At 44.5% G+C, this 17229-nt stretch carries 14 protein-coding genes and 5 tRNA genes; 8 read left to right on the top strand and 11 right to left on the bottom strand.

What is annotated here, in order from left to right; all coding sequences use genetic code 11:
• On the top strand, positions 1-290 hold a 290-nt coding region (locus tag EHT25_RS30160; protein ID WP_148095913.1), incomplete at its 5' end, for a caspase family protein.
• 726 nt (positions 291-1016) lie between these two features.
• Here EHT25_RS30160 and EHT25_RS30155 read toward each other — a convergent pair.
• The 4 genes from EHT25_RS30155 to EHT25_RS30140 form a co-directional block, all read right to left on the bottom strand.
• Positions 1017-1760 carry a DUF3800 domain-containing protein gene (locus EHT25_RS30155; RefSeq protein WP_185731536.1) on the bottom strand — a complete coding sequence of 248 codons (744 nt, stop codon included), beginning with the start codon at positions 1758-1760 and terminating at the stop codon, positions 1017-1019.
• A gap of 571 nt (positions 1761-2331) precedes the next feature.
• Entirely contained in the window at positions 2332-6663 is a 4332-nt protein-coding gene (locus tag EHT25_RS30150; RefSeq protein ID WP_185731535.1) for a BACON domain-containing protein, read from the bottom strand.
• 1078 nt (positions 6664-7741) lie between these two features.
• On the bottom strand, positions 7742-8515 hold the full coding sequence (locus tag EHT25_RS30145) for a hypothetical protein (RefSeq protein WP_124879132.1): 774 nt from the start codon (positions 8513-8515) through the stop codon (positions 7742-7744).
• Positions 8516-9096: 581 nt separating this feature from the next.
• Positions 9097-9357 (bottom strand): hypothetical protein, encoded by a 261-nt coding sequence (locus EHT25_RS30140; protein ID WP_124879131.1) that lies wholly within the window; start codon positions 9355-9357, stop codon positions 9097-9099.
• A gap of 276 nt (positions 9358-9633) precedes the next feature.
• On the opposite strand from EHT25_RS30140, the gene EHT25_RS30135 reads away from it, so the two are divergent.
• The 7 genes from EHT25_RS30135 to EHT25_RS30100 all read left to right on the top strand — a co-directional run bounded on the left by EHT25_RS30135 (position 9634) and on the right by EHT25_RS30100 (position 12081).
• Positions 9634-9706, top strand: a tRNA-Pro gene (locus EHT25_RS30135).
• A 5-nt stretch (positions 9707-9711) separates the two neighbouring features.
• Positions 9712-9791 (top strand) — tRNA-Tyr (locus EHT25_RS30130).
• A gap of 41 nt (positions 9792-9832) precedes the next feature.
• Positions 9833-9903, top strand: a tRNA-Cys gene (locus EHT25_RS30125).
• A 10-nt stretch (positions 9904-9913) separates the two neighbouring features.
• Positions 9914-9988: transfer RNA gene (locus EHT25_RS30120), tRNA-Trp, on the top strand.
• Positions 9989-10172: 184 nt separating this feature from the next.
• Positions 10173-10367, top strand: a complete 195-nt coding sequence (locus EHT25_RS30110; RefSeq protein ID WP_229311845.1) for a DNA/RNA non-specific endonuclease — start codon at positions 10173-10175, stop codon at positions 10365-10367.
• A gap of 297 nt (positions 10368-10664) precedes the next feature.
• Positions 10665-10982, top strand: a complete 318-nt coding sequence (locus EHT25_RS30105) for a hypothetical protein (RefSeq protein WP_124879130.1) — start codon at positions 10665-10667, stop codon at positions 10980-10982.
• A 4-nt stretch (positions 10983-10986) separates the two neighbouring features.
• Positions 10987-12081 carry an ImmA/IrrE family metallo-endopeptidase gene (locus EHT25_RS30100; protein ID WP_124879129.1) on the top strand — a complete coding sequence of 365 codons (1095 nt, stop codon included), beginning with the start codon at positions 10987-10989 and terminating at the stop codon, positions 12079-12081.
• A gap of 53 nt (positions 12082-12134) precedes the next feature.
• Here EHT25_RS30100 and EHT25_RS30095 read toward each other — a convergent pair whose 3' ends face one another.
• The 7 genes from EHT25_RS30095 to EHT25_RS30065 form a co-directional block, all read right to left on the bottom strand.
• A complete protein-coding gene (locus EHT25_RS30095) occupies positions 12135-13070 on the bottom strand; it encodes an alpha-glutamyl/putrescinyl thymine pyrophosphorylase clade 3 protein (protein ID WP_124879128.1) in 936 nt (311 codons plus the stop codon).
• Between the two features lie 24 nt (positions 13071-13094).
• Positions 13095-14072 carry a thymidylate synthase gene (locus tag EHT25_RS30090; protein WP_124879127.1) on the bottom strand — a complete coding sequence of 326 codons (978 nt, stop codon included), beginning with the start codon at positions 14070-14072 and terminating at the stop codon, positions 13095-13097.
• Positions 14073-14080: 8 nt separating this feature from the next.
• Positions 14081-14482, bottom strand: a complete 402-nt coding sequence (locus tag EHT25_RS30085; protein WP_124879126.1) for a (deoxy)nucleoside triphosphate pyrophosphohydrolase — start codon at positions 14480-14482, stop codon at positions 14081-14083.
• 278 nt (positions 14483-14760) lie between these two features.
• Positions 14761-14834, bottom strand: a tRNA-Asn gene (locus EHT25_RS30080).
• Between the two features lie 98 nt (positions 14835-14932).
• Positions 14933-15232, bottom strand: a complete 300-nt coding sequence (locus tag EHT25_RS30075) for a hypothetical protein (RefSeq protein ID WP_124879125.1) — start codon at positions 15230-15232, stop codon at positions 14933-14935.
• Between the two features lie 34 nt (positions 15233-15266).
• Positions 15267-15887 carry a 16S rRNA (guanine(527)-N(7))-methyltransferase RsmG gene (rsmG, locus tag EHT25_RS30070; RefSeq protein ID WP_124879124.1) on the bottom strand — a complete coding sequence of 207 codons (621 nt, stop codon included), beginning with the start codon at positions 15885-15887 and terminating at the stop codon, positions 15267-15269.
• Between the two features lie 65 nt (positions 15888-15952).
• Positions 15953-17107 carry a glycosyltransferase gene (locus EHT25_RS30065; RefSeq protein WP_124879123.1) on the bottom strand — a complete coding sequence of 385 codons (1155 nt, stop codon included), beginning with the start codon at positions 17105-17107 and terminating at the stop codon, positions 15953-15955.
• Positions 17108-17229: the final 122 nt, after the last annotated feature.

Raw genomic sequence — 17229 nt, 5'->3', positions numbered from 1 at the left:
GGCCGGGTAGTCGACGTGATCTTGGCGATCGGGGATTCAAGACGATTACGAATATAGCTGGTCTGGGTAACATGTATCTGGCAATGGCCACAGGCTGGAACAATGTGGCCAAGAACGGTACGGGTCGTAATGGAGTTTATACCGACGCTCTGCTCCGGTACCTAAAGCCTGGTGAAACGCTGGAAACTGTTTTTCAGCGGGCATCCGTATTGGTGAAGCAGCATACTCAATATGCCCAGAATCCGCAATTGCTCACCGAATATGCGACCGATAATAAGATGACCTTTTAGTGTACGTCGTCAAATGAAAGTGGACAAAATGGGTAAGAAAGGGAAGAGTCCGTCGATGGCTGCCCTTATTTTTGGAGCACAGTTCAGTGTGACCTTCTGCTGAAATTCCGTCTAAGCAGTATGAAAACACTGCTACTCTATTCTGCCCTGTCTCTCGCCAGGCCCGACACCATTCCCCCAGTGGACACCGCCCAGGATTACGCTCCAGCACCGGTTAAGCCGCAGAAAGGACAATTTATCCCTACAACGCGGTTTGGTCGCCGGTATCGACGGGTGGTCCTGGGATTCGTTGGCGTGGTCGGTGTGATGACAACAGTGGTGGGAATTAGGAGCCTGTGAGGTGGTTAAGAAAAAGCCCGCCGATAAAGCTTGAAACCAAACTAATTGACAGGATCAGTCACTGGCCTGCCCTGTGTGAAGTGTGCGAGGTCGATCCTTTCAAGCCGGCCGGATTCGATTGGGAGTTGAAGGTTATGGTTCGCGATTTCTTCCTGGTAGTTAAGCGCTGGGAGTGGGACTCGGCCAGTTGGATGTATGATGAGATTATAAAAGAAAGAAGCTGTATACCAGAAGGAAAGAATATGTACTTGGCATTCAATTAGTTATTTTTAATCTATATATTTTGGATATATTAATATTCGTACTAATATTTGTGCGACCTTTTTAGGCTTGGACCGGGGGATCCCGATCGGCAGAGAGTCAGCTTAATAGCTGACTTTTTGTTTTTTATGGGAATATTTTTAATCCATAACCCTGCATTTTCCCCTCATTATCTTGATAAAACTTCTTTTTCATTAAATCAAAATTTACGCTGGGGTCGAAACTATTTATGACATACCTGGCGATTGGATAGGCTAACATATCTGCAAACTGCAAGCCATTTATATTAAAACTTTTCTTGAGGAATGCATAATTAAAGCCGTAGTTGTTAATCCGATAAGCAGATACGTAGCCTGTACCGTGAATTTTTAGGTATTCAATATGCCGCATTATATCAAGATCATTTGAGTTTCCGCGACTTTCAGCTACTATTTTAACTTGTGGAACATCCATTCGGCGCTCGTCAAGTGAAAACACTGTTCTCTCAATGATAAAAGAAAGTGCCTTTTGATAAACCCCCGTAAAGGGGTTATGATATCTATCTTTGTAGGCCTCTTTACGGATTGCGGTGGAAATAATCCGGTAGTTACATTCGGACACTATACTGTTAAATCCTTCAATAAAACGCATCATTACCTCTCTATCCTTAAACAACGAGAAATCATTCTCTCGCTTTCGGATTTCCTTTGAATGAAAAACAATCCCCTTGTTGCCCCAGATCTGAATCTTCAACTCATTTATTCTCGCTCTTAATACCCTATAGTTTCCACCAGAAATTAGTATACCACACAATACAAGCACTGGAAAGTCCGGATTTATCTTAGTTAAACCGTGATCCCCGCTTTCATCAAGGAATAAGTAATAATCCATCTTATAACAATACGTCCCTTCCTCCAACCTACGCAATCCCCGCAGCTTTCGCAAATGTAACTTCCTGAATGGCAGTAGATCATAATAAGACATTCCTATTCAAATAGAAGCCGGGATCGTATACCATTTTACCTCCTCCGCTTTCGGCCATTCCTTGTCTGCGCCGTTGGGGAAAGTGCAATCGTCAGCCAGTGGATCAGATCCCGCTGACGGGACTTCCCATTGGCATCAATCACCAGCCAGCCTTTCATTATTTCCCATTGAACAGGTGCTGGATTATGTCCGAAAACAGCCACCGTTTATAAAAAAACGACCCGGTTCCAATATATTGGAACCGGGTGTTATTAAAGGGTAGAATGCTCACCCTAAATTAAGCCAATTAAGGCTAAATGCGAACATTGTTTCTTTGCTCTGCTTATCTAACTTCCATACCGAAAATTGATGGATCGCTTCAATATACGGTTAAAAGAGTCAATACCTAATCAATAGCAGTGTGGTTTGAAAACGTTAGATATCGGATTAGGTACTGACTCCTTCACTTAAATTAACCGAATGTTATGCATCTTGCTCCTTAGTTGTACTCGGTCAAGCTTTGAAAATTAATCCGAACGTCCTGATTTAAATAATTAAAGGAGCCTGTTTTCATTTGGCTTTCCAGATTATATCCTTCAACCAACATCGGTCGAACGCCGGTGGTCAGGACATTGGATGAACAGTTGCCGTCATAACAGAATGAATAAGGAGCTGTGGCTCGGTTTGTTTTTTGTAAGTACGCCTGAGCAACCGCTCTTCCTCCGCCTACAGCTTCCCAGGAATTACCATCCAAAAACGTAATACTGGCATTTCCCCCGGAATACCGCTGAAATTGATAAATATTATCCACAACATCACTTAAAGGTCGACCCTCGATATTCGTTCCATTCCAGTGGCCGGAACCATAGTCCAATTCAGTGATCACGAACGAATAGCCTAAATTTTGCTGGCAAATCTGCCGGAGAGCGGTCGCATGATAACTTAGATTGTCCCAAGCTGCTCCATTCAGTTTAACGACGATCTTACCCGTGGCTCCCATGCTAATCTGGAGTGCTTTCAATCGTTGAAGGAGATAAGCAATGTCACAGGTGCCTGTTGCCATTGCCTGCCCGCCGAATATTTGACCAATGTCCAATACCATGTGAATGCCAGGGCATTGGGTCCACCAGGCCTTGGCCATCAGACACATCATATCGGCAACGGACTTCATCCGGTAGGCAAGTATTTCTCTGCCTTTCGGAGTATCGTTGAACGAATTGAGTAAAGGCATATAGGTACTGTAGCTAATCTGCACTTCGCTCCAATTTTGGTAATTTGTACCCCACCGCCCATTCAATGTTTGTAACTTTTGCGCATCGTTACTTCCCGACAGTTTCCCTTTTAACCAGGTCCGCAAGCCTTCATGAGCCACTTCATGATAATCGCCAAAAATACTCTCTGCTCCTCCTCTTAGGTCATAGCCAATTTCGTGCGTACGGCGCATGCCTAACGTGGCATAGGTGAGGACACCCGATTCATGGAAACTTTTAATTTCGGTAATAGCATCGTAAAAGTCCCAGTACATCCGGACGGCCGGGTTACTAAAATCATTTAGATTGGTCAAGGCAGCAGTAGCATACTCCATATGCATCACGGGGCCATCCTGGTTGGTCAAATCGCCCGTAGGTTGAGCATATTGACTTTCAGTAGTCGTCAAAAAGCCGGTCGTTTTGGACTGTTCCCGGTAGGGAACTAACATCAACCCCAACTTGAGGTTATTTTGCTGACAATACGTGAGCTGGTTGCGGATCTGGTTGGTCCAATAGGGATTAATGTGGCCGCGTTGCCAGACACTGCCCCCATTCTGACCGGCAGGATCAGGTTTCATTTTCGTCCAGGTAGCCCAGCCATGACCACCCATAGTACGTCCATTTAAGGCCGTTGCGCCATTTCGTAGCTGGACCATCCAGGGTAAAATGGGTACACGGCGATCTTCATTCGTATATTGATAATCAACGACCCCAAATTGTTTATTGTCATCGGAATAGAAACTGCCGCTACTATTCTGTAGCGGATTTTCCATATCAAATGCCATTTCGGGTATCGCCAGCCGAAGGTCACTGATCACCGATGAGGTACAGGAGCTAACCGTCAATGAAACCACGGCTGTCGTTGTACTGCAACCACTTTTACTCATCGTAACGGTGTAGCTATAAAAACCGTTGGTGCTGGGAGCCGCCAGTGCCACCGTTTGCCCGTTTTGGTTCAAACCATTCCCGTTCCAGGTATAGCTTACGCCACTGCAATCGGTTCCACTACAGCCGGCACTCAAACTAACGGAGGTGCCGCAGTTTGGGGTAGGATTGCTCACCGATGCGGTCGGTGTTTGGGGACAGTTGCCATTTCCACCACTTCCACTCAGGCAAATTTTATCAAAGCAAATGTAACCGCCATCAGCTCCGCTACTTAAACCAATCACGTGATTGCCGGCCGTCAACACGACATTACTCACCGTTTTATCCAGATAGGTGCTGGTCTGAGGATACGTTACGGACTGAGCGATGCCATCGATGAGCAAATTACTCGTCACCGCTTTTTCTGATGATTTATAATGAATCAGCATCGTGTAAGTGCCACCCGTAGCGACGGTAATCGTTTGATTACGGATTTCGGACTGGTTACCCGAGCATACCTCTGTAAAAGGCGTACATTGCGTACTTCCACCGCTGGCCGGAGATTGAGAAACGGTAATGGTTTGGGTAATTCCACCCCCGGTTACAGTAATGGACCCACTGCGGGTATTACTCGTGGTATTGGCGGTGATATTGATCATAAAGCTCCCGTTATTGCTCCCGGAGGATGCATTTAAGCTGAGCCAATCCAGATTCTCACTGGCCGTCCAGGCTACGTTGGAAGTGATGGTGATGGTGGGCGTACTCGAAGCGGATGACGCACTGACCGTTGTCGGGCTTACTACCAGGTTGTTGGTCGTACCTCCTCCCGCACAATTCGTTAGCTCCAGGCCAACATAGCCACCACTGCTCGTATTGGACTCGAAATGGGTGTTGACATTGCCATCAAAGGCTTTGTCAAAATTGTTTCCTGCCCCTTCCGAAGAGGTTGAACCAAAGGTTGTTCCCGTGAATTTGGTGGTACCTGAATAGAATTCCAACTCGCCCACATTTCCGTAACTGGCATTGGGGGCTAAATAACGAATCGCTTTGTACGCACCCGTCTGCCCCGTGAGGGTGAATTCATTCCAACCCGTCGCTTCAGTAGGAATGGTTAGTACGGTGGTCCAGGGGCCGTCTTTACCCACGGTGGATACCTGAACCTGACCTCCGATGGTGCGACCGCTGCAGCAGCTCGCCCGGGGATGAATTCGGATCAGGGTGAGACTACAGCCCGTGGTACTGGCCTGGGCTTGCGAAACATTGATCGTCTGCGTAATACCTCCCCCGGAAACCGTTACCGATCCACTCCGGACGCTAGTGGTCGTGTTTGCGGTGATATTGATCGTAAAGCTCCCGTTATTGCTCCCGGAAGAAGAACTGACACTCAGCCAATCCAAACTCTCACTGACCGTCCAGGCCACGTTGGCAGTAACGCTGATGGTAGGTGTACTGGCAGGAGCGGAGGCATTTATTGAAAGGGGACTTACGACCAGATTGTTGGTCGTGCCCCCACCCGAACAACTGATCAACTCCAGACCCACATACCCTCCGGTGGGATTCAGCGCGTCGTAATAGGTACTCGTATTGCCATCAAAGGCTTTGTCCGCACTTACGGACTGATTCCCCTGATGGGGGCCACCTGCGTCGGCAAATACCGTTCCCGTCAGCTTGGTGGTACTTGCATAAAATTCCAGTTCAGCCACATTGCAGTTGGCCGCGGTTGGCGATACATACCGGATGGCTTTATAATTTCCCGTGCCCCCACTCACCGGAAATTCCCGCCAACTGGTGGTCTCCCCACTGGGAATAGTTAAAATCGTCGTCCAGGGCCCGTCTTTGCCAACGGTTGATACCTGAATCTGTGCACCCACCGTGCGCCCTACACAAGCCGGGCAATCGGTACGGGGATAGACCCGAACCATCGTTAGATTGCAGCCACTAGTTTGGCTATCTTCCAGACATAGCTTGTCCTGGCGGAAGGTCCCCCCGCCCGTAGTAATGCGGATCGTATTCGAGCCGGAATTCAGCGAAGCGGTGAAGGTTTTGGTTTGAAAGACATTCCAGCTGCCGGTGCTGGTCAGCGCCAGATCCGGCTGGACGACCCCATTGATGGTGATTTTCGCGGTAGGTGTTTCGGAGGTTGCATAACTGAAGGTCAAGGTAGCGGTGCCGCTACTGGCGGCTGTCAGCGTGTAATCGACGAACTCGGATGAATTACCCGAACTAACGAACTGACCACCCGAAGCAGCAGGCTCATTCGAAGCGGCAGAAGGCTTCGCAGCCTCCGATTCCTGGCAAATCGTACTCATCGCCCGGGCTGATGAGTGGTGAGCGATCTGGTCGTAGGAAAGCACCGAAAACGTTACCTGTGCTTTCTCAACGAAAAGACTGTGTTGATCGGCTGACCCATTACCTCGTAATAATCGAAAATCATTGATGGAGCCGATTTTGGTAAAATAGCCTTTTAACGTGTATTGAACCGTCGGATTAGCCCGGGTAAGCTCTTGTCCGACCAGATCAGTGTAAGTCCCTCCAGTCGTTACAAATCCATCAGGAATAAGCAATTTGAGCCGGAACGAATTAGAACCTTCGAAGGTAAAAAGCAGGGAAGGTGAAATAGACAGCAAATGGGCTTTAATTGTAATTTCGATTTCCTCACCCAGTACAACTTCCTTTTTTGAGCTGCTAATCTGGAATCGAACGGGGTCGTTATCCACCCACTTAGGCTTTGATACTGTGCTAATAAGCGGGGTAGGTTTGCCATTGCCTGGTAGACCATAGTAACTGGCCAAATTTATGGGAGGAGGTAATTTGGGGGTAGGCTTTTTGGGCAAGTCGGCCTGCAAGGAGTTTGAAAATGAAGTCAACCCGATTAGACTCGCAAGAAGCCATTTCTTGACCGGATTTTTTTTGACTACCGTTGGTAACGTTGTTTTCATAAGATGATGTGATTAAGGAAAGATGGTAAAAGTCAGTAAAATTTGATTTTTTAAATTTTACATATGAATAATGTATGAAATGGATAAATATTGAAAATACTATTTATGTTAAGATTGTCATTAGACTTTAGAGCCAACTCCTTATTAAAGTCTGTCGACTAAAATTAGAATAGTGAAAACTGGCGTCGGCAATAGTATACCGCAACACGGCGGGTAATTAGTGATAAGATGTTGATCGAGAGATCGATAATTTTAATAAGGCGACTTTAGGAAGATTTGACTTTCCACTAAAACGACTCAGATAATTATCGAACAATTACTTTAGCCTCAAGGTCATGGCTGTCCTAATCACGCAGTCAATATTTTCTCAAAATGGGAGTTGTTGCCTTGCTATAGTTGATTTAAGGCCTTCTTTTTATTGTGTTTTTCTAGTATTAACTATAAATAATTATGAAAGGGATTTAAGGATTATGCTTAGAGAATACAGAGTTATGGAGAACATATGTGATCATTCGTCCGCAATTATAAGACAAAATCCGCCATTTGTGCAACTAATTGTCAGAAATTATTTTCCCATTTTGTTATATTTAATATTGATAAAATTATATTATTAATATCAAATATAGTCAGATTGAATTAGGGGCATGATTGTTTAAATACCTTAATCAGTTAACATCGGATAGAAACGGTTAGGGCATTGCTGAAAGTGTAGAATTGTAGATAGGAATAATGGGTTACCCTCTGCCATTTTCCCAAGAGTACAAATAGAAAGGGGAGCGTCATGCATCCGCATTTTAATCGCAAGGTTGAATTTGAAAACAGATTACCCGCACCTAGCCCTCAACCTAATATCCCATCATCGACAGGTAATGGTATAGTCGTAAACTACGTAATAGCCATTCGATAATTTCTGGTATTTGCGGGTTAGTCCTTTGGATTCATCGAAGAGATACGAGTACGAATAGGAGCCTGTCATGTTGGTACCATCGGTTGTGGTGACTTTAACCAGCAGGTTTTTACTGACTTTGCCACTATACGGATGCGAATTGGGTAAATTCGGTTTCGTGAGATCATATTCGTAAAGACTCACATAGGTGCGTGCAACAGGAAGCGTCGTCTTCCTTTCTTCCCGGACAATATTGCCATTTTCAATTGTGTAGGTGATCGTGTCGTTGCCTTCTACTTTTTCGATCAGAAACCCTTCTGCATCGTATTTTAGTCCATCCCAAAGCAGCAGCCCTTGTTTATTCAGAGGTAAAGGATGTACTCCATTATCCATCCCCAGGTGGGTAGAGGTAATGATTACCTGGTCGGCGGTGTATTCAAACTTTTCCTTACCGCCGTTGCCACCGTAGTTGTAGGTGGCCCAACTACTTTCAATGATCCGGTTTTGCTCATCAAATTTGTAAACATCGGTGGCCGTTTTTCCAATCTTTATGGTCTGGCCATCCAGCATCACCGTTTCGTCCCGACTATACGCATCCGGTCCGGAAGTTTTGCTATCTACCGTAAGCATCAGGACCTGGCAGGCGGGTTTTTGGATAGATGGCTGATGGTCTTGCCGGATACAACCATCGAGTAATATAAACAAACTGGTGCAGGCTGCAATTGAGCGTAGAATGGATTTCATAACTATGAAATAGATGTTAAAAATACCGACTAAAACTAGACTGAGAACTGGGCATTCTCAACTGACATCATGCGAATTGATGAAAAATGGGTTTGAATTGTCGAAATTAATAGAAGAAAAAGGTAGCTCTATTAGATGATGGGAGGAAAACACTATACTTCTTTCGCCAAGATCCTGCCGTTGGATCTTGGGAACTTTCAATCAATTAAAGACCAACCTGGTTTGATCAATCGTTACAGGAAGAAACCCGCTATAAAAATATCACCCGTAAGAGCTGGCCATGGATGAAACCGGAAATAAGTGTCTGCCCCAGCTTCAGCGGTGGATCGATTTGACCATCGCAACCCGGTTCCTGGATGAATGGCTTAAAAGCATCAGCTCGGATGAGGTGTAATGCCTGCTTTCGGGCATAGGACTAGTTGGCCGAGAGGTAAACGCCGTCTTTCAGGCTCATCCCATAAACGTAGTAGATCGCCCAGTTACTACCAGATATGGGTGCCGTCATTGGTAAGAAATCGATACAGTAATTCATAAGGAGAGAGATGGTAGTGGGAGCGGAAGTTACCACTTTTGCCGATAAGTCATATATACGGCTGATCAATGATTATTCGAATTGCCTCCTTAACTGGTATGACATCCACACAGTTGGCAGGAATGACACCCGATAAAATCCAGTCCTCGACAACCTGGGGAGTAATTTGATATTTCTCGGCATATCTTTTTATGGTAAGCCACTGCCACTGATCCAGTCCGTGTGATTTCTGAAACAAACGCTTGCGTTCCTCATATAGCTTTTGATCTTCAGATACTTTTCCTATCTCAGTGTTTTTGCCTTCATCCATAGCAGAAGCCCGTTTCTGGATTAATACCCTCACTGCGAAGATAATCACCCGGTGGCATAATGGGTAGCTAGTTTCTGCGACAGAAACGACTTCGAATTTGGAGTATTTGAAAAAGTCCGTACATTTACTGCATGAACAAGCGCAATCAATATCAACCCTGTCAACCACAAAGCCAATACTGGCCTGGTAGGGGTATGACTATTGAATAAGGTTCAAAGACTTTTCCATAGGAAGCCCCTGCTGAAATCAATCGGTAGGGGCTTTTTCTTTTAACTCAGGGTAGTAGCGCAGTCGGTAGCGCGCGGCATTTGGGATGCTAAGGTCGTCGGTTCGAGCCCGGCTCACCCTACACATAGGAGTATCGTATAGCGGCAATTACGGCGGACTGTAAATCCGCTGCTTCGGCTTCACAGGTTCGAGTCCTGTTACTCCTACAATGAGTTCCGTCCAGTGTGAGTGGACGGAATTAAATAATGGTCCGTTGGCCAAGTGGTAAGGCGCAGCTCTGCAAAAGCTATACCCTCGGTTCGAATCCGGGACGGACCTCAAGTAACATACATCTGTCGTCCAGTGGCTAGGATAGCGGTCTCCAAAACCGTTGACGGGCGTTCGAATCGCTCCAGGTGTGCCAGTACCGTCCATTCACAGTGGACGGAATTACTGTCCTGTAGCTCAATTGGTAGAGCGTCTGATTTTGGTTCAGAAGGTTTCAGGTTCGATTCCTGACATAATAACAATTATCAGCATTACAAATTTCAATAATATACAGAGAGGCCAACAGCATCGCGGGCGGTAAAGTAACCGTTCCGGTGGCTATGTGGAAGGTGATCGTTGTGCTACCGGTAGGAAGTGACGACATCAGCCGGATCACCGCGCAGACGCGGGTTATTGCGGTCTGGATTTCCAATACCAACACGGCCGGTGAGCAGCCTTGGAGTAGCTACCGGGTCAGCGTTGATGAGATCGAAAGCAAAACCGGTTTTGATCTGCAATGTTCCGGATGCGGTTGAGCGGGTGATTGTAGGGCAGGCTGATAAGTTGGAAGAAAACGGCATGTACCTGTATCTGAATTGGTAAGATATGTCGTAGGTGGTATAGGAAAACCCGAGCCTGGTTTAGAAGAGAGTTTGATATGCTATAAAACCTATTACTAAATACTTTGTTGTAAAATTAGCTAACATCAAAGCTTTGATTGCGTAAACAATTAAAAATTCAAAAAGTATAGGGGTTTTATTGTCTGAGAAAATAATTATCTTATTATTGTTCAATAATTTATTTACGTGTTTATCTTTTATTAACCTTTTTCGGTGGAGTTAGCATTCGGCGATAGAGATATACGACAAATTTGCGAAGACGAAGATACGGCAATTGAAAAATACGGTACTTTTGTCGCCGAGGCATTGCAGAACCGTTTGGCTGATTTATGGGCTGCGACATCGCCCAAGGACCTAATTGTCGGCGAACCAACATTACTGCCCGATTCTACTTTTAAGGTCAACTTGAATAACGTTTACCGTCTCATTTTCTCAGCAAATGATAGGAAAATAAAGAACGATTCGCAGGGGGATTTAGATTGGTTGTCTGTCAGTCGCATCAAGATATTGAGAATCGAACGCTGGATTTAAAATCATGAGCTCATTCCAACCAAATTGGGTTTCTAAACCCGGAAATACAATTTTAGATATTCTTAAAGAAAGAAATATCACCACAGAATCTTTTGTGGAACAAATGCGCCAACCCGCCGACTGCATTCATCGGCTGATTTATGGAGAGGCCGCTATTACCAGTACAACGGCTTCTCAACTGACAAAAGTCTTGGGAGCTTCAGAGCAATTTTGGTTAAACAGGCAACTGCAGTACCAAGAATCACTTGTAGCTGTCAATAAACTTGATGAAGAAAAATGGTTGAAAGCCATCCCCTTCAAAGAGATGGTGAATTTAGGTTGGATAAAAGATACATCCAATAAATTGGAAGCTTGTTTAAAGTTTTTTGGAATCCAAACCATTGATGATTGGATAAGGGAATATAAATTAGGTATAGCAGGATCGGTTTCTTTCAGAACCTCTCCAACATTTAAATCCCAACTCGGTCCTCTTACATGTTGGTTGAGACAAGGTGAAATTATTGGAAACGCTATAGATTGCAAACTTTGGGATTCTAGTTCCTTCAGGGCTTCTTTAAGCCAGATCCGCCAACTGACAAAAGAAAAAAATCCTAGGAGATTTATTCCAAAACTAATTTCACTTTGTGCTGATTCCGGAGTCGCCGTAGCAATTGTTCGAGCCCCCCAAGGCTGTAAAGCTAGTGGCGCAACTAAATTCCTTTCTAATGGTAGGGCTCTATTGATGCTGAGTTTTAGGTACCTTTCTGATGATCAGTTTTGGTTTACTTTTTTTCATGAAGCAGGACATTTATTATTGCATGAGGGTAAGGGTATTTTCGTTGAAGGGCTAGAATCTGAAGCCGGGGTTTCGGAAATCAATGTTCAGGAACGAGAATCTGAAGCCAACGATTTTGCTGTTGAGACTCTTATACCGCCACATCTACGTGGTCGTCTGAGTAAGCTAAAAGGGAATAAACGCGATATTATATCTTTTGCAATAGAGGCTGGAATATCATCTGGTATTGTAGTGGGCCAGATGCAGCATTACGGGTACATAAGTAGAAGTTATCTAAATGTGTTCAAAAGAAGGTACAATTGGGAGGATATTTTATCAGTTTGAAGCCAGCCTGTCAGATCGTACTATATGCTCTTTGTGATTGATCTGACAGGATGCTACCCTTTAAAATGGATGTATTGACCAGGACTTTTTTGCCAGTTACAGAGTGAGTCTTCTAATACTTGCCATCCAAAATACAAATTGAGAAACTCATTCAATTCTCCTAGATTCGTTTCAAGTTCATTTGCTGTAATGCTGGCATTTGTATTACCTCCAAATAATAAACGTGCCCCTCTTCGAGGGCCTGTAGCTTCACTTAGGTACGCGGAGCCGGGCTCTATTCTTTCAAGTTCCATTTTACCGACCATAGTTAGATAATCAAATTTGGCAGTTCTGCCAAATCTAAGAACATTATTCATTGACCTATAGAGGTAATTAAAGAGTATTTTAGGATCATCTCCAGCGATGTTTTTTGCCACCTGCATCATCTGGGAGTGCGTTTGAAACTGATCGATCCAATTGATATAGCTACGGAGAATGGCGGCAGTTCCCCAAGGGTGATCAGCTTTTAAATTCTCATATTTTCGATGGTTACCGAAACGCCCCGTTTGCTGTAATTTCAGTTGGTTTTGTGAAAGCCATAGCCTAAAAGCCTCTGGATCAGAACGGGTTGTTTCCCAATTCCATACTTGTCCCGATTCTAAACCACCATATACATTTCGAATCAATGACCAATTATTTATAAAGTGTTTTCCAAAATGTACAAAAAGAAAAATGAGCCAAAATGCTTCATCAATATTTCCGTTCGCTTTATGCCAAATAGAGGCTTTTAAGGGATTGAAAGTAGGTTCAGATGGGTCGGTAACGATTGGGGAAAAAGTAAAATCCCTGATCGTAGTTACGTATCTAATTCGACGCGTACTATCAATAATCTGCTCAACTAAGCAGTCCAAATTCTTAGAATCAGAAATACCAGGCAGAGGTATGTGAAAACTAAAATCAATCAACTTTTGTGTAACCTCGGAAGCCAAAGCTAAATCACCCTTCCTCATAATTTTTGAGATTTTCTTTGTAGGCTATTTTTTCCTTTTTGTAATATAAGTTTTATATACATCGGCAGATAGACTTTTCTTAATAGCGTTTAATTGGTTTATATTATCCTCTTTTAACTTGTTTTTTTTAAAAATTGAATAAGCCTGAAGTAAGCGAGCGAAATCAGCCCAATATGGGGTGAGTCTCTCTTGCAAAGGAATATCTATAGGCCGCCCATTACGTAAGTCATACTCAATGTCTAATAGTATTTGAATTGCCTCCCATGGTTGCCCGACAGGCATTTCAGGCATTGGGAATGTAGTAGGTTGAAATCCAGCATTTATATATTCCTCAGCTTTATTTTTGTCCTTTTCATATAAATGCAAACTTCCTACTGCATGATGGTATTCCCCTATTTCTATATTTAACGATCGAGCCATGATTTCTTGAATCATGGTAAAAGCAAATATATCATGAGGAAGACCCCTGTATGCATCATTGGAGCGCATTGAAGTAAACATGTGTAGCCTGTCTTCACGAATGAAGAACTGGAGTGTACATGTGCACGGTATCTCCTTATGAGTCTCGGCCAGATCTTCCGCATCAAAAAGTTGAATGACGGCCTTGCGTGATGTAGCTTTCTTTGTCAAAAGATTTATGACATTTTCTATCTGATTGAGTTTACCTCTGAAATTAAATATACGTGGCCCGTAGCCTCCGTATACTGTTTTCATATCATCCGATTCGTTTTCGTATGCTTTAATATAATAGGTAATAAATTCAAGCTCATTCTTTTTAGATAAGTACCATAATAATTCGCCCAATGCGCTGAAGACTGTACCTTTAGCTTCATCTCTACTCAATCTGTACCTAGGGTTTTGAAGATGAAGCATAACACCTAGCATTTCACTGGTAGGCCCCAGTTTACTGGAACGAGAGGAAATTAGATTACACGGCCTATTGATTAGTTCTGTAAGAACCTTATGCATCAAATCATCCAGTGTAGGCTCGGAAATAAACATACGATTTCTTAGTTGATATCCTTATAACCGAATTTTTGCATCAACTTATAAACCAGGGGAATATCAGCTTCAGCAAAATCATATTTTAGTAAATCTTGTATCTCGACCCATTCAATTTTATCATGATCTGAAAGGCAAATCTCTCCTGAGATGTAAGCGGAGTTGTATGCTTGCAGCTTTATAGAAACAGAAGAATAATGATGAATATTCAAGTCGAAGAAATCTTCTGTTCTTGTCTGTATACTTAATTCTTCTTTTAACTCTCTCTCTAGTGCAATCTCGGCCGACTCCCCTAGTTCAATCTTCCCTCCAGGAAATTCCCATTTCCCAGCTAAATGCTTTTGTTTACCTCGTCTGGCAAGTAAAATCCGCCCGTCCTTCCAAATAATACCTGCTACAACGTCAATCATCAGAGATTTGCTTTAACTGAATACGTGTAGGGTTTCGTAATAGTGTTACAAGATATTAAATATTTTCATTGATTAAAGGTAGATCATTTATCAATGAATCTTAATGCAGCAGTGCGCTTGTGTAACACCCCTCAGTTTAAACGGTGCAGTTAACAACTACTTTTTTCCACGCCCCCAAATTTCCCGATTGAGCCCTGATCCAGCAAAAGTGTAAACCATTGTGTAAACCAAAACAAAAAGAGGTTACAACTTCCGTCGTAACCTCTTGATATTCAAAGCTCCCGAAGCTGGGCTCGAACCAGCGACCCTCTGATTAACAGTCAGATGCTCTAACCGACTGAGCTATTCGGGAGTGACAACCCGTTGTAGCGGGTTATTGTGGGTGCAAAAGTAATCGTCCGATCGAACTCTTGCAAACATTTTCTTCAAAATCCATCAAAAATCGTCCCGTTACACCGTGGGAGAACCCAGCGTAGGGACCCGTTCCAGAATTAACTGCTTGATCTGGCGGGCGTCACCCCGCGTAAAATTTTTGATGATAATTTCAGGACGCGCGCGGGGAATGATGCGAATCGTAGAGAAAAATAGCCCATTATCAATCTCTACGCCGGAAATATCGCCGTAAAAGACGAAACTGTCCGTGCCGCCGATTAATTTGTTGACGCGGAACGTCACCCCTTTCTCGTTGAATTCGACAACGTCGCGGTTGATTGGGTCCTTGAAACCGCTGGATTTGAAAACCTCTGCCATAACATTTACGTCGGGAGCTTCCCAACTTTAAAACTTATTTTGGAATATGAATGACCTTCTTGGTTTCGAAAAACGGTTCGTCAAAATAAGCGGATAAATCATAAATCCGGTATTTATCCTGAATTTCAGCCAGTTCTTCGCTTACATCTCCCCCTTTCAGATACAAAACCCCGTTCCGAAGTTTATTGTTGCCGGTTTTCAGAATCTTGTAGCGCACCCAGCCCAGAAAAGGTTGAAGGCGCGTAACCGCCCGGCTGACTACAAAATCATACGTTGTGTTCAGGTGCTCCACGCGGGCCTGCTCCGCTTTGACGTTGGTTAGCTCCAATGCCGCGCTGATTTCGGCAACAACCTTGATTTTTTTACCAATGCTGTCGACCAGGTGGAAATCAGCCTGCGGAAACAGAATGGCCAGCGGAATTCCCGGAAAACCGCCCCCCGTACCTACATCCAGAATTTCCGTACCTGGTACAAACTGGATGATTTTAGCAATACCAAGCGAATGCAAAACGTGTTTCTCGTACAGTGAATCAATGTCCTGCCGCGAAATAACGTTGATTTGGGCGTTCCAGTGGCGATACAATTCCTCCAAAGCCGCAAACTGCTCCAGTTGCCGCTTCGTCAAGCCCGGAAAATATTTTTTAATCAGATCCACTAGTTAAAATGATGAATGATGAGCGATGAATGATGGAAGCGTCGTCCAATTCATCGTTCTATTTCCTATTTCCACGTCATCCGACGGTTTTTGCTACGTGGTTTCAGGGTAATCACCCCCATGATGGCATAATAAACTCCCATCACCAGATCCAGCGCCGGAATCGTTATCCAGTTGACCGTATGCCCCAACCGGTGACTAATTCGTCCAACAATCACCCAGAAGGCGAGCAGCCGAAACAGAAATAAACCGGTAACCGCCAGCAAAAACTGACCGTCAGGCTGGTTCATCAAAACCGGTAATCCGGCGTTTATCAACCGAATCGTGGTAATCAGAACGACTACCGGGCCCGTTAGCCAGGTCAGGACATGCGACATCGACAAAAGCCCCAGCCAGATTTTGTTGCGGGTTTTGTAATATTTCCCCACCGACAAATGGCGTCGCTTCTGGTGCCACCATTCCGCAAACGTTTCTTTGGGCTTTGAATACGTAAAGGTAGCCGGATGCGCACTAATTGCAACGTTTCGGGCCGTGGCAACTTCGTTGATAAACAAATCGTCGTCGCCCCCCAAAACGCGAATGTGCGAATAAAATCCTTTGTTGTCCAGAAACAGTTTCCGACGATACATCAGATTTCGCCCAACCCCCATATACGGACGTCCGGCCAGCGCCATTGAAAAATACTGAACTGCCGTGAATAGGGTTTCGTAGCGAATCAATCGGTTGATCCAGCCGTGATCGCGTCGCCGTTCGTACGGGCCAAAACCCAGCACGATTTGCTTTTGGGAATCGGCCAGGTGGGCCACCATACCCGCCAGCCAGCATTCGCCGACCGGCTGACAGTCGGCGTCGGTCAATAAGATAATGTCATGGGTCGCATTTCGGATACCGGTCGTCAATGCATATTTTTTGGGCGTAACGTGGTCGTGTTCCCGATCAATCCGAATAAACCGGACGTGTTCAAACTGCTCGACGGCTTGTTCCAGAAACGCCCGGCTTCCGTCACTCGACCGGTCGTCCATGATTAGGATTTCAAAAGTCGGATAAACCTGTTCGTTGAGCAGGGGGAGCAGTGTTTGCAGATTTCCCAGTTCGTTCCAGGCACAAACAATGATACTGACCGGGGGATGATGAGCAGCGGATGACGTGGATAACAGCGGTTTCTGAGAATCGGCACACTCCGGCGACCAGTCTCCGATCGGATCGGCATAAAACGCCATTCTTGAAAAAATACCCAGAATATAAAAAAGTTGTATGCCAGTAAACAAAAAGCACACAATCAATACGATAGATACCACGAAATGAGGAAGATGATAAAGCGACAGCCTGAATTAAAATGCGT

Origin of the sequence: Larkinella rosea (assembly GCF_003858635.1) — a bacterium.
GTDB classification, from domain to species: Bacteria; Bacteroidota; Bacteroidia; order Cytophagales; family Spirosomataceae; genus Larkinella; species Larkinella rosea.
Note: the sequence above shows the minus strand (reverse complement) of the source record. Positions and strands in the feature narration are given on the sequence as shown.

What these genes read in the sequence shown, in the direction of transcription:
- EHT25_RS30155 (WP_185731536.1), bottom strand. Translation starts at nt 1,760, where the DNA reads ATGGATTATTACTTATTCCTTGATGAAAGCGGGGATCACGGTTTAACT.
- EHT25_RS30145 (WP_124879132.1), bottom strand. Translation starts at nt 8,515, where the DNA reads ATGAAATCCATTCTACGCTCAATTGCAGCCTGCACCAGTTTGTTTATA.
- EHT25_RS30140 (WP_124879131.1), bottom strand. Translation starts at nt 9,357, where the DNA reads ATGGATGAAGGCAAAAACACTGAGATAGGAAAAGTATCTGAAGATCAA.
- EHT25_RS30110 (WP_229311845.1), top strand. Translation starts at nt 10,173, where the DNA reads ATGTGGAAGGTGATCGTTGTGCTACCGGTAGGAAGTGACGACATCAGC.
- EHT25_RS30100 (WP_124879129.1), top strand. Translation starts at nt 10,987, where the DNA reads ATGAGCTCATTCCAACCAAATTGGGTTTCTAAACCCGGAAATACAATT.
- EHT25_RS30095 (WP_124879128.1), bottom strand. Translation starts at nt 13,070, where the DNA reads ATGAGGAAGGGTGATTTAGCTTTGGCTTCCGAGGTTACACAAAAGTTG.
- EHT25_RS30090 (WP_124879127.1), bottom strand. Translation starts at nt 14,072, where the DNA reads ATGTTTATTTCCGAGCCTACACTGGATGATTTGATGCATAAGGTTCTT.
- EHT25_RS30085 (WP_124879126.1), bottom strand. Translation starts at nt 14,482, where the DNA reads ATGATTGACGTTGTAGCAGGTATTATTTGGAAGGACGGGCGGATTTTA.
- EHT25_RS30075 (WP_124879125.1), bottom strand. Translation starts at nt 15,232, where the DNA reads ATGGCAGAGGTTTTCAAATCCAGCGGTTTCAAGGACCCAATCAACCGC.
- EHT25_RS30065 (WP_124879123.1), bottom strand. Translation starts at nt 17,107, where the DNA reads ATGGCGTTTTATGCCGATCCGATCGGAGACTGGTCGCCGGAGTGTGCC.